The organism is Cytobacillus firmus DS1 (assembly GCF_000565285.1).
GTDB classification, from domain to species: domain Bacteria; phylum Bacillota; class Bacilli; order Bacillales; family Cytobacillaceae; genus Cytobacillus; species Cytobacillus firmus_A.
In genome coordinates, this window is record NZ_APVL01000002.1 from 281,447 (window position 1) to 301,500 (window position 20,054).

Below are 20,054 nucleotides of genomic sequence, written 5' to 3' on the forward strand. Positions count from 1 at the left end.
AAGAAATGGCAATCAATTGTAAAAGATGACAATATTTTTTAGGTGGAGGTTCCATGAACTTTAATAAGCCAGGGAATAAAAAAGCGGTCCTGGCACTCCTCGTAATCTTAACCATCGCAATCATGTTCTTCATACCCATTAAGCAGGCAGTGGTTTTTGAGTATCAAAACAAAGGAAAGGTGATTGCTTATTTCCCGATTAAAGAGGACAGAACTTTTAAATTGCAGTATACGCACTCCATCCACCTTACTGACGTTGTAGAAAGCTATACTATAACCGGGGATGGCAATATTAAATTGTTCGAACTCATGTATGAGGACTTTGCCATCGGCATGCCAGAGAATGCTTCAAATGGAGAAACATTTGAACAAAAGGACGGCAAATATTATATTAAGAATATGAAAAGGGTTTTTCCTTCATTTGACTTAAGACTGGGTAAGGTGAGAGCGAATCACAGATTGATCCTGAAAGGCGAAAAATATGTCCTTTCAGATTATATCGAGCCTGGTACATGGGTAAGGATAAAGGCAAAAAAAATAAACTTAATCGAGGTGTTGAAAGGAGTGAATATCCTTGGAAAATAGAGGGGAAACTTTATCTCTTGAGGAGCAGCAGAAATTGCTGGAAAAATACGATCCAGAGGCTGGTACAAGGAAATTAGGAGGAGTATTAGGCTGGATCGTCTTTTTTGGGCTTTTAGCATTTTCACTGTTCCATTTATATACAGGGGTTTTCGGGATGCTTACAGCCCAGCTGCAGCGTTCGATTCATTTAGGCTTTGCATTAGCCCTAATATTTCTATTATTCCCTGCAAGGAAGAAAGACAGGGGACGAAAGCATAAAGTTGAATGGTACGATATCATTTTAGCTATATTGGGTATTGCGGTAGGAGCTTATTGGCCGCTTTTTATTGATGAAATTGTCATGAGGGCTGGCCGTCTGACCGAGATAGATTTTTATGTAGGACTAATTGCGGTTCTTCTGGTACTGGAAGCGACCAGGCGAGCGGTTGGACTTCCAATAACCATTATTGCCGTCATTTTTCTTGCCTATGCTATGTTCGGGCCATATATGCCTGCATTTTTGGCGCACCGCGGTCTTGATTTAGAAAGATTGGTGCAGACCATGTTCTTTACGACCGAGGGAATCCTGGGTACCCCATTAGGCGTATCTGCTACGTTTATATTCCTATTCTTGTTATTTGGTTCATTCCTTGTAAAAACGGGTGTAGGGCAGTATTTTAATGATTTGGCTGTATCCATCGCCGGAAAGAGAACTGGCGGACCGGCGAAGGTTGCAATTTTCTCAAGTGCTCTACAGGGAACAATCAGCGGTAGTTCTGTAGCTAACGTAGTAACTTCAGGCTCTTTTACCATCCCAATGATGAAAAAGCTGGGTTACAAGAAAGAATTCGCCGGCGCAGTTGAAGCGACTGCATCAACCGGCGGCCAGATTATGCCTCCAATCATGGGTGCTGCTGCATTCCTGATGGTTGAGTTTATTGGCGGCGGCATTACATACTGGGATATTGCCAAGGCAGCTGCTATTCCAGCCCTTCTATATTTTGCCGGGGTCTGGATAATGACTCACTTTGAAGCAAAACGTGTAGGACTTAGAGGGCTGAAAGATGAAGAGATGCCTAACCGTAAGGAAGTATTGAAGAAGATTTATCTGCTGCTGCCGATTTTGGCAGTTATCATCCTGCTAATGAGCGGAATGAGTGTAATACGTGCAGCTCTTTGGTCAATTGTAATAACGATTGCAGTAAGTATGATTAGCAAGGAAACGCGCATTGGATTCAGAGATGCTATCGATGCTTTAGTTGATGGTGCACGAACAGCTTTGGGCGTTGCTGCAGCAACTGCTGCGGCAGGTATTATTGTTGGGGTAGTTGTAAAGACAGGTCTTGGATTAAAGATGGCGAATGGCCTCCTTGATCTTTCAGGCGGACTGTTGATCCCGACTTTGATGCTGACAATGGTTGCAGCGATTATCCTTGGAATGGGATCACCAACAACTGCAAACTATGTTATTACATCAACTATAGCTGCCCCAGCAATCATTCTTCTGGGCGTACCTGATTTATCTGCTCACTTATTTGTATTCTACTTCGGTATTGTGGCAGATGTCACACCTCCAGTTGCTCTTGCAGCATTTGCAGCGGCTGGTGTATCCGGAGGAGATCCGATAAAGACAGGAGTAACAGCTTCCAAGCTTGCCATCGGTGCTTTTATTATTCCATACATGTTTGTTCTGTCACCGGAGCTATTGATGATCGATACAACCTGGTATTACTTAATCTGGGTAGTATTCACCGCTTTAGCAGGTATGATGGCAATTGGCGCTGGTGTAATTGGCTACTGGCTGCGTAAGTTGAATATTCTTGAAAGACTGCTTGGAATTGCAGGTGGCCTGCTGCTTATTTATCCTGAAGGGGTTACTGATATTGTAGGATTAGTTATCTTTATCCTGTTAATTGCATTGCAGGTTTTCATAAAAAAAGACGATCAGCCCAAGCAGCAAACAGCTTAACTTGATAAAAAAAGCTTGCGCGCTGGAGCCGGGGGATTCCCGAAGTACAAAAAATAAATAAATATATATAAGAGAGGAAGGATGCTCAATGAGATCCTTCCTTTTTGCTTCTGCTGTGGGTCTGTCAGGCACCTTGGTCGCTATGGCCGATAGAAAGAGAGGCACTGACGTAATCTTCTTCGCTGCTGGTTAATAGAACAGTGAATGTACCGGGTTCATCGCCTTCATATACTTCTTCACTGAGGGTTTCTTTTAATAGTTTGCTTTTATACTCTATGATTTCACGCTGGTTATTATCATCTCTAACTCTGTTAACTTCCTCAGCATCTTTTGGAATCCTTTTTTCGATAAATGCAAGAACCTCTTCATTACTCATCTTTTTTTCCATATCCTCAAATTGCAGCTCAACATTAACAGCGCGATGGGTTTGAAACTCTACCAGCATACTGTCTCCGTTAAAGCGGGCAATCTCCTCGTTGTTTTTATTTTCACCATAAGCCTCTCTGAAAAGGTCTCGAGTGTCTCCTAAGCCAACTTCTTCAGTTATTCTTTTGTTGTCTTCGGGTGCTTCCTCCGTTTCTGCCCGCTGTTCTTCGGTAGAAGGGTTATTTTTGTCTTCTTCTTCTACAATTTGCTCTTCAGTCTGATTACAGCCTGCCAGTAAAAGGCTGCCTGCAAACAATGCAGTAATTATTGAGTTATATCTCATAAAATCCTTCCTTTCTTAATCATGTGGAATTTTAGGGTCTAATCCCAGTTAGAGAATATATACCCCAAAGGGAGCAGGATAATCGGGAAGGAGGCATAATAAAAAGCCGTACTTCTTCTGTGAAATACAGCCTTAATGCATGAAGTGAACTTGTCTTTTAGCTGATCTGGCGAGCCTTCTTTTCGGGTAAAATGGACATAATGTGATTCAAATTAAAGATACGCATTTGTTTTCTATATAAACAATAGGCTAAAATCGTGCTGCCTCGAAGTTCTTTGATTAATATTTTTCTTTGTGTAAATGAATTGCGTTTGGAGAGATAAATAATTTCCACAGGCTTTCTCTCTTCCATAGCTCGATAAAGAATTCCTTTCATAGAGAAATCCCCCCTTACTTTTATTTACATTATAAACGAACGTGTGTTCTTAATCAAGTGAAATGCGAGAATTTGTTCGTATAAAAAAAGACTCCACAAATGAAGTCTTTTAAATAATCTTTAATCCCTTATCTTTTAAGTGATTTAGAAGGACAGTCCCATATTGTATGGCATAGCCTAAAAAGATGGCTACGAATAATGTGCCCAATCCGACAGGGCCGCCTAAGAGTAGGCCAATAGCCAATGCTAAAAACTCATTAAGGATACGAGCGGACTTCATGCTGATCTTGAACCTTTTGGAAGTTGCGATCATTAATCCATCAATAGGACCGCTGAATAGCTGCGGACGGATATAGATAGATACTCCGAACCCCAGAAGTATAATACCAGTAAAGAAGGAAAGTATCTGATAGGGAAAGTGTGCAACGGTGAAGCCGCTAAAAACAAGCTCCATCCAAAAATCGATCCCCAGACTCGCTAAGATGGTCCCAATGAAAGATTTAAACTGCGGTTTTTCCCAGGTGAGCAGGGCATTGAAAAATATAAGGGATGCCGTGACCAGGAATGACCATGTTCCAATGGTGAGACCGAATTGATTGAAAAGCCCAACATAAATAGTGTCCCAGGCACCTGCACCAAGATTGGATAAGATGATTAATGAAACACCTAGAGTGAGAATTAAATAACCTGCAATTATTTGAATGAATGTAGTGTGTTTAATCATGTAGAATCCTCCCCAATACATATTACAGCATTTAAATAATTACTCAAGGGGAAGAAAACATCCATTAAGTGCCATTAAGATTAAATAAATCTTTAAAAAACAGCTCCCGATACAGGGAGCTGTTCAATGATACTTATACCTTAATATCAATTTTTGCATTTTTCTTCAATTCTTCTACATGCTTAACGAGCATTTCCTGCTGTTTTTGCTGTTCGAGCTGCTGTTTGATCTGCGGTTTTACTTCTTCCAATTTAGGGGGCTCCTGTCCTTCAGCACCACCCTGGCTGGCATATTCTTCATAGAATTTCTGAATTTCAGCATCTGTAACTTTCTCAGGTTTAATCTCGCCATCGATGTATTTCGTATATTTAATATTGTTGGCAATTTCCGTCTCTAATGAATCGGGGTTAAGGCCAGCCTGTTTCATTGCTGTTTCGAATTCCTTATCATCCTTGAATTGTCCTTTTGTTTCTTCGAGCTGCTTTTTGACTTCATCATCCGAAGCTTTATAGCCTTTTTTATCAGCCTCCTGGAGAAGAAGTGTCTGGCCCACTAAACTGTCAAGTGTCTGTTTCTTAATTTTTTCTGCAGCATCCTTGGAAGTAGGGTCTTGTCCCATTTGCTGATACATCATTTGTGATGAAGTAAGCACACTGTTATACTCGCGTCCAAGAATTTTCTGGTCATTGACAATTGCAACAGTCTTTTCTTCATCAAGCTTTTGTTTGTCCATTTTCTTTTGCATTTCTTCCATTTGCTTCTGCTGGTCCTGCTGATCAGTTTCCCCTGTTTTCGGTTCTTCTTTCTTATCTGCACTCTTGCTTTCATCATCGGCTCCACAAGCAGCTAAAACGGCAGATAGTAATACTAGTAAAAAGGGATACATTAGTTTCTTCATTTGTATTTCTCCTTCCGTAACCCTGTATAGTTTGATTAAACTAACAAAGGAATCATATAGAGGGCATTATAAAGCATATAATCTTAAAAAGATACCTTTAAGGTACAAAAGCCGAATTTGTAAAGGGACTGTAATCTTGTTATAAAGTTCCTAACCTGATAGTTTATTGATAAAATATAGGTATTGACTTTTAAGTTAAAAAGAAGTATATTTTATATTGTCCCCGATACAGGGAAATATACATAACGATTCCGTAGCTCAGCTGGGAGAGCGCTACCTTGACAGGGTAGAGGTCGCTGGTTCGAACCCAGTCGGAATCATACTTAAATTGTCTGGCTGCCGATAGCCGGGCATTTTTTTGTTCACAGGGAATTTGTCTTTTGAACTGAGAACTCCTGCGATGTTTTAACGAAACAGTGATAGGGAATCGTTAAAATATAAAAATTCACAAAATAATTTTTTTTGAAAATCTATGCTATAATTTTATTGTGAAATTACAAGAGTTAGGGGATATTTCTATGTTGAAAGATCTGTTTATAGGCCTTTCCCAAAACGAATTTCTGAATAGCGCTGCAAAGAAATATGGTTTGAAATTGGGAGCGCAGAATGTAGTTGCGGGAACAAATTTAGATGAAGCAATTCAGAGCATAAAAGAGCTTAATGCTCATGGCATCTCTTGTACTGTTGATAACCTCGGGGAATTTGTATATAAAAAAGAAGAGGCGGCAGAAGCGAAAAAACAAATAATAGAAGTGATAGAGGCCATTCATGAAAATCAGGTGGATGCACATATCTCTTTAAAGCCTTCTCAATTAGGCCTTGATATTGACTACTCTTTCTGCCTTGAAAATGTTAGGGAGATAGTAGAGAAAGCAAGCCATTATGGTATTTTTGTGAATATGGATATGGAAGACTCTAAGCGTTTGCAGCCTTCCTTTGACATTTTGGATGAATTATCCAAAGAATACAATAACTTCGGTACAGTTATTCAGGCCTATTTCCTGGATGCTGAAGAAGACCTGAAGAAATATCAGAATTTCCGGCTGCGGATTGTAAAAGGTGCTTACAAGGAGCCTGAAGAAATTGCTTATCAGGACAAAAATGACATTGACGCTAACTTTATTAAATTAATAGAATGGCATCTGCTGAATGGCAAATTTACGTCAATTGCAACACATGACCATAATGTAATTAATCATGTAAAAGATTTTGTAAGGGCTAACAATATCCCTAAAGATAAATTTGAATTCCAAATGCTCTATGGCTTCCGCAAGGATATGCAGCTGAAGCTTGCTGGTGAAGGCTATAATTTCTGCACATATGTTCCTTTTGGACATGACTGGTACGGCTACTTCATGAGGCGCCTGGCAGAACGGCCGCAGAACTTAAACCTTGTTGCCAAGCAGGTATTTACTAAGAAAACGAATACTGTGATTGGTGTAGCAGCAGGAGCTTTCCTATTAGGCAGATTGACAAAAAAGCGAAAAAAATAATGAGCAAGAGCCTCCCTAAGTTAAGTAAGCAGGGAGGCTTTTTCTATTTCAAAAGGAATTTTTGATTGGAATTGCGAATCTTATTTTAATAAATATTTTAGAATGAGAGGATAGGGAACGGAAATGGACTTGCAGCTGAAACCTGTTACAGAGAAAAATTTTTTTGAGATTATTAATTTAAAATCTGAGGAAGAGCAGGAAAAGAAGTTTCAAATTTTCGAAAGGTTTGTCGGTTCCAATGCTTTTTTCATTGCTCTGGCTTCAGTCAACGGCTGGACATGTAAAGCTATATACGATAGCGAATCATTAATTGGGTTTGCGACTCATGGTCTGGATAAAGAGCATGACCGCTATGAACTTGTCAGCCTTATGCTTGGACATCAATTTCAGGGGAAAGGCTATGGTATACCGGCTATTAAACTTGTAATTGAGGAAATGAAAGAGAAGTATAGGTGTAATGAAATCTACCTATCTGTCATCAAGGAGAATGAGCCGGCCATTCGTGTTTATGAGAAAGTTGGTTTTGAACCGACAGGTGAGATTTTTCAGGCCTTTCATCCAGAACCGGTATACAGGCTGACGGTCTAAAGAAAATCCCTGACTCCATTGTCAGGGAATTCTTATGGCTACATTTTAATTTCCACTCCATAATAAACGGAAATGATAGGTTTGTTTGTGCAATTAAAAATAACTCGGGAATATTTGGGATGGACCGGATACGATGTTAAAAATCAAGTCGATGTGCATCTCATGTTTATTTTCGTGCCAGCCGGCAATTTTGCCTTTAACCGTTACTTCCTGAATCCTTCTAGTCTGCTAATTCCAAAGTGTCATAAGCCCTTTGTTTATGAGAAAGTCATAACCTTAATTGCGGACATACGCCGAACTGTTGAAATCACCGATAAAGATGGCGGGTTCGTCTTTTGGTGCATGTGCAAGAAGAGATTCAGCCTGAAATTTAAAGGATTCTTCTTCATCTTCCCACCAGCCAAGGTGATAAGAATAAAAGTTAATTGGAATGTTTTTGTAAACTAATTTAACACCAACAATTTTCTGTGTCTTCCAGTGTGCCTGGTCTTTATTTTCGGTAATAAAGAAGGGAAATTCCTCTTTTATTTCATACTACCGTGGCCTCGTAATTACCTAACATGCCAGACTTTAGTCAAAATATGCCGCCTGTAATTCTATTAATTAGAATGAATGCAATAAGAGCTGCGAGCGCTCCGCCTGCATGTTCCTTTGCCCAGGAACCGCCAATTGCAACTGCAAATAAAATATGAAGGTTTGTAATAATGGCCCATCCGATATCCTCCAGAACTCTTGAGATCGATTGCGCAAATGCATGTCAGTATCCGTCATGCCAACAAGCTTGCCAAGTGAAATCATTATACCGGCAGCTGGCATTACGGGCACTGCTACAAGTAATGCCTTCCTAAACTTTTGCCAGAAATCAAAAGAAAATAATTTTTTCATTGTTCTTCTATCCCTTATTGTATGGTCTTTCATAAAAGTGCTAACAAACCATCCCTATATTCGACGAAAAAAGATTCGATGAATGCATGGATTTCTTATATGAAAATACTATTTAGTTTTATTATTTTCTTAAAATGGGCAGGAAAATGAAGCAATCGTTTGCGTAATATTGTTTGAGAGACGTTTAAGTATATCGAAGTACTTACCAATGTTAAATAGTTATTAAATCATCCATCTATAAGAAAGTAACTTAGTGTATTCTATGGTTGTTCTGCATAAAAATTAATATTTATTTTTAAAAATACATTTTTTCTCTTGCTAAAGAAGTATTTCATCCTTTAAAATTCTCTTAAAGAAGGATTCCCTTCATGTAGAAGAAAGATTCCTAGATGGAAATAGATAAAAATAATTTAGAATAGTGAAAATTCTTCTTGTTCGAGAAGCATTTCATGCTTTATACTTTGCATAAGAAGTTTTTCCTTCACTATTCATGAGGAGCCGGCATGGATAAGAAAACAATGAGCCAGATGATTAAAGAAATCTATTCCTCACTCTCACCAGGACAGAGGAAAGCTGCTGAATTTATTATGGAGCATGCTGATGAAGCAGTTTTATTAACAGCATTTCAAGTCGGGAGAAATGCAGGAGTCAGTGAGACAACAGTCATTCGTCTTGCGTATGCACTTGGTTTCAGCGGTTATTCCCAAATGCAGGAAAGAATCAGAAAAGAATGGCTTGCCGGGAAACAGCGGGATTACATTGAAAATGACTCAGTCATTGAAAATGTTGAGAAAGAGAACCTGTTTAAGAGAGTCATTGATCAAGAGAGGAAATTACTTCGGCAATTGCTTGATCAGGTTGATGAAAGGGAAGTTTGGGAAGCGATTGATGCATTAATACAGGCAGACAGGGTTTATATTGGGGGTTTTGGCAGCTCATTTGCGGCTGCATACTGGTTCTATTACACACTTAAACAAATGAGGGGAAATGTTTATATCTCAGACCCTCAAGGTTTTCTTCCTGAGGATGTGTGTGATTTAACAGAGCAATCGGCCGTTATCATTTTTTCTTTTCCTCGATACCGGAAGGAAGCGTTAAAGCTTGCTTCTATTGCTGAAAGGCAAGGTTCCAGGATTGTTGCCATAACAGACCGCCAGCTGTCGCCAATCGGGCAGATGTCAGCAGTTACACTTACAACGGATGAGCTTATGGATTCTGGACATCATTCAATAGCTTCCGTAATTAGTTTACTGGAGGTAATGATTGCAGGCATCGAAGAACGGGATTATGAAAAAATTGCAAAAAGACAGCAGGAACTGGAAGTTTTGTATGCTGAACAAGAGCTGTTTTTTGAGTAAGTCTGGACAGCAGGGGAGTTAAAACAAGAAAAATAAAAGGGGGCAAAATGAATGAGCAGTCTTTCAAAGAAGGTGATTCAGCAGGAGGAAACGGCATCCTACACAGCCGGGGACTATTTAAAATTTTTAATACCTTCACTTGTCGGGGTTTTACTTTTTATGGTGCCGATTCAAGGAGATGATGGGATTACCATCCCGGTTGCATATTTAGCAAATCAAATTAACGGGTTGCTGGGTGCTTCCATACCTGGGATTACTGTTACTATAATGGCTCTATCAGTTATTGGTTCACTGATAGCAGTAATTTTTAAACCGGGCTTTATCTTAAATAGTCTATATTTGAACAAATTATTGAATGTCAGTAAATTTTGGGTGGCAGCCCGTTTGCTTGGAACAATTTTTGCTATTATTACTTTATTTGAAATTGGTTTGCAGCCAGTGTATTCAGAGAATACGGGTGCTCTCTTAATTTATGATTTAATTCCTATCCTATTTACTACGTTCCTTCTGGCGGGTTTGTTGCTTCCTCTTCTTTTGAATTTTGGTCTTCTGGAATTTTTTGGTGCTTTGCTGATTAAAGTTATGAGACCTGTTTTTAAGCTGCCGGGACGTTCTTCTCTAGATTGTCTGGCATCATGGGTAGGTGATGGGACAATTGGAGTCCTGTTGACGACAAAACAATATGAAGAAGGATATTATACAAAGCGGGAGGCGGCAGTTGTAGCAACTACCTTCTCGGTTGTTTCCATTACGTTTACGATTGTTATTATTCAATATTTAAATTTAGAGCAATATTTTATACATTACTATTTAACAATTGTCCTTGCTGGTCTGGTGGCAGCTGTAGTAATGCCGCGGATTCCGCCATTATCCAGAAAAGCTGATACTGCTTATGAAGGGACAGAGATGAAGGAAGAAACTTCCATTCCTTCTCATACTACATCTGTAAAATGGGGATTAAATAATGCTATTAAAAAGGCGCGTACCAATAATAGTGCTGCAGCAGTTGTAAAAGAAGGTTTTGAGAATGTTTTAGACATGTGGATGGGAGTTTTGCCAATCGTTATGGCAATTGGAACGGTTGCGCTGGTGATTGCTGAATTCACCCCTGCTTTTACAATTCTTGGCAAGCCGTTTGAACCGATCCTGGCTCTTATGCAAATTCCTGAAGCGGCAGAAGCAGCCCAGACAATGGTGGTTGGATTTGCAGACATGTTCCTTCCCGCTGTCATCGGCAGCGGCATTGAAAGTGAAATGACAAGATTTGTCATTGCTTGTGTCTCTGTAACGCAGCTCGTTTACATGTCTGAAATGGGAGGCCTGCTTTTAGGATCAAATCTTCCTGTCAGCATAAAGGATTTAATTCTTATTTTCCTTCTGCGTACTATTATAACGCTGCCAATTGTTGCAGCTGTGGCTCACATTATTTTTTAGGGACTTTATAGCATTTCGTAATAAGGGCAGCATAAAGGCCGCGTATTTTTGGATATGCAGGAAAGGGGAAGGTTATGCAGAAAGAAGCGTTAACATCAGTGGAAATTAAAAACCTTCATACAGTTAAGGATCTAGAAGCTGTATACGAACTTGAAACTCGAATATGGAGTGTGGAAGAAGCTGTGCCGGTTAATCATACAGTGGCTGCGGTTAAAAATGGAGGGTTTGTGTTAGGCGCGTTCCTGGGAAAGAAACTGATCGGTTTTCAATACAGCTTTCCCGGCTTTGACGGCACAAAGGTATATCTTTGTTCTCACAGCCTTGGGATTCACCCGAAGTATCGGGCATTCGGGATTGGTGAAAAGCTGAAAAATGCGCAAAAACAGACTGCACTTAAGAAAGGCTATGATCTCGTTTCATGGACATACGACCCTCTTGAAACTGTAAATGCCAATCTCAATCTTCATAAGCTCGGGGCTGTATGCACTCAATATATAGAAAATGCTTATGGTGAAATGGCAGACCATATGAATGCCGGTATACCATCTGATCGATTTTTAGTGGAGTGGCGAATTCAGGATGTTTGTCCTGAACGCCGATGGTCTGCTGAAGTTCTGCCAAGGGCAATAGAAACAGGGACCGCTGATGGTTTGGTTGTCCCTGAAAACGTAAATTTAGACTATGAAAATGAAAAAATTCTTATACCAGTCCCAGGGAATTTTCAGGACATAAAAAAGCGGGATTTTGAATTGGCTCTTAAATGGAGAAAGAACACGAAAGAAGCGTTTGCTCATTATCTCAGCAAAGGCTGGATTGTAACAGATCTTATTAAGGACGAGGCTGAGGAAAATCAATACTTTTATCTTTTGGAAAAGCTGTATTCGTAAATTTTGTTGCTTTTTTATAACTTAGATTAATTTGCTGAGTTGATTGGAGCGGAAGGTGCGAGATCCCCGATAATGCATTCGCATTTTCTTCATGCGGTGTTTACTCAAGGGAGCTTATTCAATCTCCTGCGGGAGTAGTGGGACAGGTGAGACCCCGCAGACGCGGAGCGTTGTGGAGGCTCACCGCCCGCCCCGCGGAAAGGGAGCAGCCTGGAGCGGAAAACAACGGACAACATTGATAGGCGAAAACAACAATTTATACGAAAAGAGCCTTCGGAAAAGAGATAATGCCGGGAGAATGAGAAAATGGAAATTAAAAACATCGTTTTAAGGCACGTAAAAATGGAGCTGCTGAATCCATTTACTACAAGTGTCGGAACAGAAGTGGATAAGGACTTTATTCTGGTAGAAGTTAAATCAAAAAGCGGACAGTCAGGGTGGGCGGAATCGGTATCCATTATGGAGCCAATCTATAATGAAGAAACAGTTAAAACAAATTGGCATATTATGAGTGATCATTTAATACCGATCCTTTTTGCATCAGATATTCGGCACCCTGATGATGTTTCAGAGGCTTTCAGGCCAATCAGGGGAAATTTTAATGCCAAAGCAGCGCTGGAGTGTGCTATCTGGGACCTTTATGCCAGGGAGAAAGGGATTCCGCTCTCAAAAGCTCTGGGCGGAGAAAAGGAAAAAATAGAAGTGGGCGTTAGTGTCGGCATTCAGGAGTCAGAAATAAAAATGCTTAAGCAAATTGAAGGATATGTAAATGAAGGCTATCAGCGGATCAAAGTAAAAATTAAGCCTGGCTGGGATGTGCATATCTTAAAATCCATCCGTGCCCAATTTCCTGAAATACAGCTTATGGCTGATGCCAATTGTGCCTATACTCTTAATGATATTGATCACCTTCAAAGGCTGGAGGAGTTTAATTTAATGATGATTGAACAGCCTTTAGATCATGATGATATTATCGACCATGCCAAACTTCAAAGTCATCTGAAAACGCCAATTTGCCTTGATGAAAGTATACATACCTTTGAGGATGCCAGAAAAGCGATTGAGCTTGGAAGCTGCAGAATCATAAATCTTAAAATCGGCCGGGTTGGCGGACTGACAGAGTCCAAAAAAATTCACGACCTTTGCAGAGATCATAACATTCCGATGTGGTGTGGCGGAATGCTTGAAGCTGGAATAGGCCGTGCGCACAATATTGCCATTACTTCACTGTCCAATTTTAAGCTTCCTGGTGATACAGCCCCGTCTTCTCATTATTGGAGAGAAGATATCATCGAACCTGAAGTCACTATGGAAGGTGGGTTTATATTCGTGCCACAGGGCCCAGGAATAGGCTTTGAGCCTAATCGTTCTAAAATAGAGGATGTAACTCTTTACAGCCGGACTTTTTCAAGTTAAAAAAGTGAAACTTCAATCAGTGGGGGGTACCTTATCCCCGCTGATTGTTAGTTGAACCAATCGGGCCTTCATGGGCAGTTTGACCCCGCTTATTCTCCTTTGATTCCGCTGAGTTATGAGGTAGGGGGCTTACTGCCCGTTAGACTGCGATAAAAAGCCATGCAGCGCCAGAGGGAACTCTGGCGTTTTACTGTGTGGATTGCATCTGACTCCCTATATTTTTCTTATATTGTGACACATATCACCGAAAGTTTGTCCAGGTTTTGATAAACTGATTTAAAATTTAGAATTTTGCAATATAAGGAGTGTATAGTTTGAAGATAAAACGGCTGGCGTTCTTAACCATTATCCTAACCTATATTTTAATTGTATTTGGCGGGTATGTGGCATCTTCGGAGTCTGGCATGGGGTGCGGGCCGGAGTGGCCATTATGCAATGGGCTGATGATTCCGGTATTGGAAGGAGATACCTTAATTGAATTTGCGCACAGAATTATCGGTGCAATACTTGGGATAATGACAGCTGTATTGTACTTTAATATTCAAAAATCAAATCAGGTGCGGGATCTTGATAAAGCTTCTAAGGTACTGATGCTGCTTTTAATAATTCAAATTTTACTGGGGGCGGCTGTGGTTTGGCTGGACTTGCCTGCTATAATTGTGTCTGTTCATCTTATGGTAGCGATGGTTTTCCTTGCTTTACTAATCTTGATCTGGCGGCGTGCTGATGAACAGCCATCCCGGGCTAAAATAAAAATAGATCAGAGTATTCAAAACCAATTTAAAGTAGTGTTGATATTGTTGCTTCTTACTTTATTTCTTGGTGCTTATATTAAACACCGATCATTTGGATTGGCCTGCAGCTGGTTTGAATGTACAAATGGCTTTATGCCAGTATCTTTTCCGGAAATGATCCAGACCGGACACAGGCTTCTGGCCGGGGTTTTGGCCTTTTACATATTTATTCTTACATATCTTTCATTAAAGAATAGATGGGAGGTTCGATTGCAGAATCGGCTTATCGCTGCCTCCCTGCTGGTTTTAGGTCAAATCATTATCGGTATACTGACAATTATAAGTTACATTGAAATATCCTGGGCTGTTCTCCATCTTGCTTTTGGGACAGCATTATTTGCAATTATCTGTGAGGCGGGAGTATTTGCCTCCTCTTCCAGCAGGATCAAAAGGCTTGGGGAAAAGAGAAGTAATCATTATTATGGATGATAGTAATACCAAAAAAGGCAGTCAAGTGACATGCCTTTTTTGTTTTGTTATTTCTGCAGATCTTTTTTAGTAATTTCGCTTCGGATATTTGTCTCTATGGAGAACTCTGCATCCTGCTTTTTATTATTTGGATATTTGTTTTTTCTTTCGCGGTTGTCATTTCTATTGGTCATAGGTCTGCCTCCATTGGTAAGTGTCTTGTTAGGTGTTAGAAAAACCGGCCCCAGGGAAGGGCCGGTAGCCCAGCAGACATTTTATTGACTTTGCCGGTTTTTAAGCTGCTGCTCTGCCATTGCGACAAGACGCTTTGTCATTTCCCCGCCGACAGAACCGTTTGCTCGTGCGGTTGTATCAGCACCAAGCTGAACTCCAAACTCATTGGCAATTTCCTGTTTCATTTGATCCAATACATTTCCTGCACCGGGTACCAAAAGTTTGTTTCTTGCCATGATACATCACTCCCGACGATAAATTGAGCAAAAAAATGCTCGTTTTTAACTTAACCGATTAAAGAACAGCAGATGCAACTATAAAATTGCCAATTCAAATAATTTAACATGTAAGATTTTATAACATAAAAATTATAAATCTTCAAAATACTTATTGACAACAGTGTAAAAAAGAGTAAAATAAGGATTAAATTTAAATGATGTAAGGAAATATAACATAAATTTTATATTAGTGCTTACATCAATAAAAATAGGGAGGAATTACAATTGGATGCCACATTTTTAATGAACAGTCTGTGGGTAATGCTGGGAGCAATTTTAGTCATTTTTATGCTTGGCGGATTTATTATGCTGGAAGCCGGTTCTACCAGGATGAAAAATGCGGGTCATATTGCAGGAAAAACGATCTTTACCTTTGGTTTATCATCATTAGTGTTTTGGGCTGTGGGCTTTGGTTTCATATTTGGTGATAATGCAAATATCCTCGTTGGGCTTACAAATTTCTTTTACTCAGGTGCTGAACTTGAAGAGATGGGCTTATCTTCTTCGGTATTCTTCGTATTTCAACTGGCATTTGCCGGTATTGCCATCACGATTGCACTTGGCGGATTTGCTGAACGTGCAAAACTATCCGTTTACCTCATTTTTACCGTATTATTTTCCGCAATAGTTTATCCTGTCGTTGCTCATTGGATTTGGGGAGGAGGCTGGCTTGCAGAACACGGCAAGCAGGACTTTGCCGGATCAACAGTTGTTCACTTAACAGGTGCAATGGCAGCCTTGGCTGCTACTATATTACTTAAGCCCCGAATTGGAAAATTTAATAAAGATGGTTCGGCTAACAATATCTATGGGCATAACCAAGTATATACAGCTCTGGGTGTGCTGATCCTGTGGGTAGGCTGGTTCGGGTTTAACGCCGGGAGTACATTGACTGTGGAAGATGGGTTCTTTGGATTTGTAGCTCTTAACACAAATCTTGCTGCCGGAGCAGGTGCAGTATCAGCTCTGATCATTTCCTGGGTGGTTATGGGGAAATCCGATGTGCCGACAATGCTTAATGGTGCGCTGGCGGGCCTGGTCGCTATTACAGCTTCCTGCGCATTTGTGGATACATGGGCAGCTGTTGTCATAGGGTTTGTAGCAGGAATCCTTGTATTCTACAGTGTGCGTTTCTTTGAAAAGAGAAAAATCGATGATCCCATCTTTGCACTTTCTGTTCACGGTGCAGCTGGGGTTTGGGGAACATTATCCACTGGTTTCTTTGCAACACCTGAATTGGCAACAGTCGGAAAGCCCGGATTGTTTTATGGCGGAGGTTTTGAACAGCTGGGAGTCCAGTTCATGGGTGTAGCTGTATCCGGTCTTTATGCTTTTGCTGTATCATTCATTATTTTGGCCGCAGCCAAGAAAGTATTGGGAGGACTTCGGGTATCCGAAGAAGAAGAAATTATGGGATTAGATTTAAGTGAACATGGAAGCTACGGATATCCGGAAGTCTTTATGGCTGAGGAAAATAAAAGATTAAGCTCATAAGCAAGAATCGAGCTTTCTTAAAGGAAGTGCCTGGATGGAATCATCATTTAATTCTTACCAATCCCTGAAAAAGTGGAAAGAGGAGCAGATAATAAAATATCGCTATGATACCAATGCCATGAATGAATTCCACGACTTCACCATGAAAGCTGTTTTTACCATTGCTTCGGAGCAATTGAAAATAGAAAGATCACCTTCATGGAGGTTTGCCTGGTTTACGATGGGAAGCAGCGGGAGAAAGGAACAAGGCTTCCTGAGTGACCAGGATCATGGATTGGTTTTTGAACCGGGAAAGGAAGAAGCAGAAGCGTATTTTCTACAGCTGGGCGAGGAAATTTCAAGAGGTCTTCATGAAGCTGGATATCCCTATTGCGAAGGGAAAGTGATGAGTTCAAATCCGTTGTGGTGCAAGCCGCTTTCTAAATGGAAAAGGCAGATTCAGGCGTGGATGAAGGAGGAGAGTCTAGAGACGATAAGAAATCTTCACATTTTTTATGACAGCAGAGTGCTTGTTGGGAAAGAGGAGTATATTGCTGAATTGAAGACCTGTATCCACAAGAACATCCAAAAATGCCCTCATTTGTTGACCAGGATGTTGGAGACCAGTATGCATATAAAGAAATCGGTTGGTCCATTTGGCCAGCTTCTGACAGAGGAAAAGGGGGAGCATCAAGGAGAGCTGGATTTAAAACATGCCGCATTTATTCCTTATGTAAATGCGATTAGGATCCTTGCAGCCAAGGAAGGGTTATCAGAAACATCCACGATTGACCGAATGGGCAAGCTCCAAAAAATGAAATGTTATGAGGAGGAAATGGGTAAATATAAATGTAATTTTGCAGCTTTGTTAGAATGGAGGCTCCAGTCATACAGGCAAAGCGATATTTATGATGATACCCATTACCTTCAGCTGAAATCCTTACTTAAATCAGAAAGAAATGAATTGAAGAATATCTTAAAGGATGGCAAAAAGCTTCAACGGTTTGTGATTCGGGCCATTGAAAAGAGTGAAGTTTAATGGGATTCCATCCTTTTGTCCAATTTGTCAGAAGTATTCAAGGAAAACTTCAAACTAATATGTTCGGTGGGATGAATGGTCAAAATCCGCAGCATATCGCATTTATAAGGCAAATGCAGAGGGAACTGGAGAATACTGATGTAATGGCTATTCCAGTCAAAAAACTGAATGTGGCTGTCTTTGATATTGAGACAACAGGATTTTATCCGGATAAAGGGGATCAAATTATTTCGATTGGTGCGGTTAAAATTATTAGCGGTAAAGTCAGTGAAGACAGTTTTTATTCTCTTGTTCATTTTGATAAGCCTCTTTCAAGTGAAATAAAGGAGCTGACAGGTCTATCTGAGGCTGATTTAGAAAAAGCTCCTCCCCTTTCGGAGGTATTGATTGGCTTCCTTGAATTTGTAAAGGAAATGCCGCTGGTTGCCCATCATTCAAACCACGAGAAAACCTTTATGCAGTACAGCAGCTGGAAGCTTTTTCGCACGCCATTCAAGCACAGGGTATTAGATACTTCCTTCCTATATAGGATAACTGATCCTAATAAAGAATTATGGAAATTAGAAGATATCTGTGAATTTTATAACATCCCTGTTAAGGACCGCCATCATGCGCTGGGAGATGCAAAGCTGACAGCTATCCTATGGTGCTGCTTAATCGAAGAAGTTCATAAAATAGGGTGCTCAAATTTAAAAGAAGTATACGAGTGCATTGCCAGGTTAAGGTGAAAAAGAAACTTTAGGTTCAAGCCAGTTTGAGTCTCAAGCCGAGACCGGACAGAAAAACAGGAAATAAGCCAGTTTGAGTCTGAACCTGAAGCATCTTTGGTGTTCAATCCCCTGATGGTCCAAATAATGTCCAAATTCTCAATCCTATTTAAATACATCTAAGCCCCAATCACTATGAGATTGGGGCAAATTTGGTATTCCTGAGGCTAGGGGCAAACATTACAAATTCTCCCTTAGAATTCCCCGTCAAATGGAGTAAAAGGGATGTTAAGTCTATTCTCAACTGCTCTTAGTCTTTGGTTTAGCCGATTCAGCCTTCGTGTATGGCGGTCAACGGTCTGGTTTAGCATTCTAACCTGGTCAGTCAAATTGACCAGTTGCCTGTTAAGGCGGGTAATCTCTCTGGATTGTTCCTGATTTTGCCTTTCCAAAGCAGTAACCCTTCTTTCGAGCTGCTGGGGCTGTCTGTCAGTATCATATTGTTCGAACTGCTGAATTTCATATTCAGGGGTGAAGTGGGCTGCTGGCTGAGGAAGATAACCTTGATAATAGCCATATGGATACATTGGGCACTCTCCTTTTATGCAAAAATCCTATAACTCCATATAATTTATGCATAAATGGGCGGAGAGACACGGCAAATGCCTATTTTAATGGCGGGCTGCTGCTTTGTGGCCGATATTATATTAGAAGGGAAGATTTTAAAGCGGCTGCCTCTGTTTACATGAAAGGGGGGACTTTGCTGATTTCCGACACAAGAGAAGCAAGTGACTGCATCTGCTGATCATCGAGGTCAAAAGCCATTTTGATCTTGTTTTCCAGATCAGCTGTTACTCTTCTCTTGCCCACTTCAACCAGAGCTATTAAAGAGAAGCTGCAGCTGACAACTCTTGCGAAATCTCGCTGTGTCATGTTGTAGCTCTTTCTGATTAACTTAATAATTTCTTTGTTCATTCTTATTCATCCTTTAACAATTCACCCATTTTCTCAGGGTTATGTTTTTTGTCTTATAGCTATTAAATTAGCATTGTGCTATAGGTTTGTCAAAGTAATTTAATGACAATGGAAAAGCAGTTTAATAGATTGGCTGGAGGTATAATAACTAATATAAGGGGATAAAAAGATAATAGAAGGGAGCTTTGCCTGTTGAACATACTTTGGGATTTTGATGGCACTTTATTTGATACATATCCAGCTTATACAGCGATCGTCAGAGAGGTTATGAGTGATAAAAAGGTTTCCGATGAACAAATTTTTTGTCAGTTAAAGGTTTCTTTCAGCGATGCTTTTCAACATTTCAAATTAAATGAAGAACAAATAAAAACAATCAGGATGAGAGCGAGACAGTTGCGTCCAAATGATTTAAAGCCTTTTCCTGATGTGGAGCATGTATTAAAGCAGGCTGATAAGAATGTGATCATGACTCACAAGGAAAGAGATGATGTTCTTTCTATATTAACCTTCCATAAATTAGATGGATACTTTACCGATATGGTAGCAGGAGACGATGGTTATCCGCGCAAGCCTCACACAGCTTCTTATGAATTTCTGCATAAAAAGCATAAGGTTGATTTAGCAATAGGGGACAGGGAAATAGACATTCTGCCGGCTAAGAAACTTGGAATCAGGACCTGCCTTTTTCAGAATGAAACCCCTGGAGCAGATTACTATCTGAACCACTATAGGGATTTTAAAAAGACAATAAAGCCATATTAGAAAAAAAGCCTGGCACTTTTGGGTGCCAGGAGTTTAATTTACATATTTCTATTAACTCTGATTTTTTCCTTAATAGTATCATGC

At 40.2% G+C, this 20,054-nt stretch carries 21 protein-coding genes, 1 tRNA gene and 1 pseudogene; 14 read left to right on the top strand and 9 right to left on the bottom strand.

The genetic code is table 11. The features are described from left to right. Positions 1-53: 53 nt before the first annotated feature. Both PBF_RS03845 and PBF_RS03850 read left to right on the top strand, forming a co-directional pair. Positions 54-584 (top strand): DUF1850 domain-containing protein, encoded by a 531-nt coding sequence (locus PBF_RS03845; RefSeq protein ID WP_035327325.1) that lies wholly within the window; start codon positions 54-56, stop codon positions 582-584. Beyond that, positions 574-2,532 carry a TRAP transporter permease gene (locus PBF_RS03850; protein WP_035327327.1) on the top strand — a complete coding sequence of 653 codons (1,959 nt, stop codon included), beginning with the start codon at positions 574-576 and terminating at the stop codon, positions 2,530-2,532. The genes PBF_RS03845 and PBF_RS03850 overlap by 11 nt, the downstream gene beginning before the upstream one ends. A gap of 124 nt (positions 2,533-2,656) precedes the next feature. Here the strand turns inward: PBF_RS03850 and PBF_RS03855 are convergent, their stop codons facing one another. The 4 genes from PBF_RS03855 to PBF_RS03870 all read right to left on the bottom strand — a co-directional run bounded on the left by PBF_RS03855 (position 2,657) and on the right by PBF_RS03870 (position 5,239). Beyond that, positions 2,657-3,241: a hypothetical protein gene (locus PBF_RS03855; protein ID WP_035327330.1), complete on the bottom strand. Its 585-nt coding sequence runs from the start codon at positions 3,239-3,241 to the stop codon at positions 2,657-2,659. A 157-nt stretch (positions 3,242-3,398) separates the two neighbouring features. Beyond that, complete coding sequence (locus PBF_RS03860; protein ID WP_035327332.1) at positions 3,399-3,617, bottom strand: hypothetical protein; 219 nt, start codon at positions 3,615-3,617, stop codon at positions 3,399-3,401. A gap of 109 nt (positions 3,618-3,726) precedes the next feature. Next, positions 3,727-4,341: a YczE/YyaS/YitT family protein gene (locus tag PBF_RS03865; RefSeq protein WP_035327339.1), complete on the bottom strand. Its 615-nt coding sequence runs from the start codon at positions 4,339-4,341 to the stop codon at positions 3,727-3,729. Between the two features lie 133 nt (positions 4,342-4,474). Continuing rightward, entirely contained in the window at positions 4,475-5,239 is a 765-nt protein-coding gene (locus PBF_RS03870) for a SurA N-terminal domain-containing protein (RefSeq protein WP_035327341.1), read from the bottom strand. 247 nt (positions 5,240-5,486) lie between these two features. Here PBF_RS03870 and PBF_RS03875 point away from each other — a divergent pair. The 3 genes from PBF_RS03875 to PBF_RS03885 all read left to right on the top strand — a co-directional run bounded on the left by PBF_RS03875 (position 5,487) and on the right by PBF_RS03885 (position 7,320). Further along, positions 5,487-5,559: transfer RNA gene (locus PBF_RS03875), tRNA-Val, on the top strand. 198 nt (positions 5,560-5,757) lie between these two features. Further along, positions 5,758-6,732 (top strand): proline dehydrogenase family protein, encoded by a 975-nt coding sequence (locus PBF_RS03880; RefSeq protein WP_035327344.1) that lies wholly within the window; start codon positions 5,758-5,760, stop codon positions 6,730-6,732. Between the two features lie 123 nt (positions 6,733-6,855). Continuing rightward, a complete protein-coding gene (locus PBF_RS03885) occupies positions 6,856-7,320 on the top strand; it encodes a GNAT family N-acetyltransferase (protein WP_035327346.1) in 465 nt (154 codons plus the stop codon). Between the two features lie 577 nt (positions 7,321-7,897). On the opposite strand, the pseudogene PBF_RS03895 reads toward PBF_RS03885, so the two are convergent. Next, positions 7,898-8,205, bottom strand: a pseudogene (locus PBF_RS03895) (PTS transporter subunit EIIC); the annotation flags it as partial. A gap of 503 nt (positions 8,206-8,708) precedes the next feature. On the opposite strand from PBF_RS03895, the gene PBF_RS03900 reads away from it, so the two are divergent. From PBF_RS03900 to PBF_RS03920, 5 genes are all read left to right on the top strand, one after another. Then, positions 8,709-9,563 carry a MurR/RpiR family transcriptional regulator gene (locus PBF_RS03900; RefSeq protein ID WP_035327355.1) on the top strand — a complete coding sequence of 285 codons (855 nt, stop codon included), beginning with the start codon at positions 8,709-8,711 and terminating at the stop codon, positions 9,561-9,563. Positions 9,564-9,614: 51 nt separating this feature from the next. After that, entirely contained in the window at positions 9,615-10,997 is a 1,383-nt protein-coding gene (locus PBF_RS03905) for a YjiH family protein (RefSeq protein WP_035327357.1), read from the top strand. Positions 10,998-11,071: 74 nt separating this feature from the next. Then, on the top strand, positions 11,072-11,884 hold the full coding sequence (locus PBF_RS03910) for a GNAT family N-acetyltransferase (protein ID WP_035327359.1): 813 nt from the start codon (positions 11,072-11,074) through the stop codon (positions 11,882-11,884). 306 nt (positions 11,885-12,190) lie between these two features. Next, positions 12,191-13,300 (top strand): o-succinylbenzoate synthase, encoded by a 1,110-nt coding sequence (gene menC / locus PBF_RS03915; RefSeq protein ID WP_035327361.1) that lies wholly within the window; start codon positions 12,191-12,193, stop codon positions 13,298-13,300. A 305-nt stretch (positions 13,301-13,605) separates the two neighbouring features. Next, the gene (locus PBF_RS03920; RefSeq protein WP_430515278.1) at positions 13,606-14,523 is read left to right on the top strand and encodes a COX15/CtaA family protein; all 918 of its coding nucleotides are present in this window, start codon (positions 13,606-13,608) and stop codon (positions 14,521-14,523) included. A 47-nt stretch (positions 14,524-14,570) separates the two neighbouring features. Here the strand turns inward: PBF_RS03920 and PBF_RS26985 are convergent, their stop codons facing one another. Both PBF_RS26985 and PBF_RS03925 read right to left on the bottom strand, forming a co-directional pair. Beyond that, on the bottom strand, positions 14,571-14,696 hold the full coding sequence (locus PBF_RS26985; protein ID WP_268745095.1) for a hypothetical protein: 126 nt from the start codon (positions 14,694-14,696) through the stop codon (positions 14,571-14,573). A gap of 81 nt (positions 14,697-14,777) precedes the next feature. After that, positions 14,778-14,972, bottom strand: coding sequence for an alpha/beta-type small acid-soluble spore protein (locus PBF_RS03925; RefSeq protein WP_035327365.1), 195 nt, complete (start codon positions 14,970-14,972; stop codon positions 14,778-14,780). A gap of 267 nt (positions 14,973-15,239) precedes the next feature. On the opposite strand from PBF_RS03925, the gene PBF_RS03930 reads away from it, so the two are divergent. The 3 genes from PBF_RS03930 to PBF_RS03940 are packed head-to-tail and all read left to right on the top strand — an operon-like array spanning position 15,240 to position 18,254. Further along, complete coding sequence (locus tag PBF_RS03930) at positions 15,240-16,508, top strand: ammonium transporter (RefSeq protein ID WP_035327368.1); 1,269 nt, start codon at positions 15,240-15,242, stop codon at positions 16,506-16,508. A 34-nt stretch (positions 16,509-16,542) separates the two neighbouring features. Then, positions 16,543-17,526 (top strand): DUF294 nucleotidyltransferase-like domain-containing protein, encoded by a 984-nt coding sequence (locus PBF_RS03935; protein WP_035327371.1) that lies wholly within the window; start codon positions 16,543-16,545, stop codon positions 17,524-17,526. Next, the gene (locus PBF_RS03940; protein WP_035327374.1) at positions 17,526-18,254 is read left to right on the top strand and encodes an exonuclease domain-containing protein; all 729 of its coding nucleotides are present in this window, start codon (positions 17,526-17,528) and stop codon (positions 18,252-18,254) included. Before PBF_RS03935 ends, PBF_RS03940 begins: the two co-directional genes overlap by 1 nt. Positions 18,255-18,487: 233 nt before the next feature. Here PBF_RS03940 and PBF_RS03945 read toward each other — a convergent pair whose 3' ends face one another. Both PBF_RS03945 and PBF_RS03950 read right to left on the bottom strand, forming a co-directional pair. Beyond that, positions 18,488-18,820 (bottom strand): hypothetical protein, encoded by a 333-nt coding sequence (locus PBF_RS03945; protein ID WP_035327376.1) that lies wholly within the window; start codon positions 18,818-18,820, stop codon positions 18,488-18,490. Between the two features lie 154 nt (positions 18,821-18,974). Continuing rightward, complete coding sequence (locus tag PBF_RS03950; RefSeq protein ID WP_035327381.1) at positions 18,975-19,208, bottom strand: helix-turn-helix domain-containing protein; 234 nt, start codon at positions 19,206-19,208, stop codon at positions 18,975-18,977. 192 nt (positions 19,209-19,400) lie between these two features. Between PBF_RS03950 and PBF_RS03955 the strand changes: the two genes are divergently transcribed. Beyond that, the gene (locus PBF_RS03955; protein WP_035327383.1) at positions 19,401-19,970 is read left to right on the top strand and encodes an HAD-IA family hydrolase; all 570 of its coding nucleotides are present in this window, start codon (positions 19,401-19,403) and stop codon (positions 19,968-19,970) included. Positions 19,971-20,054 lie beyond the last annotated feature (84 nt).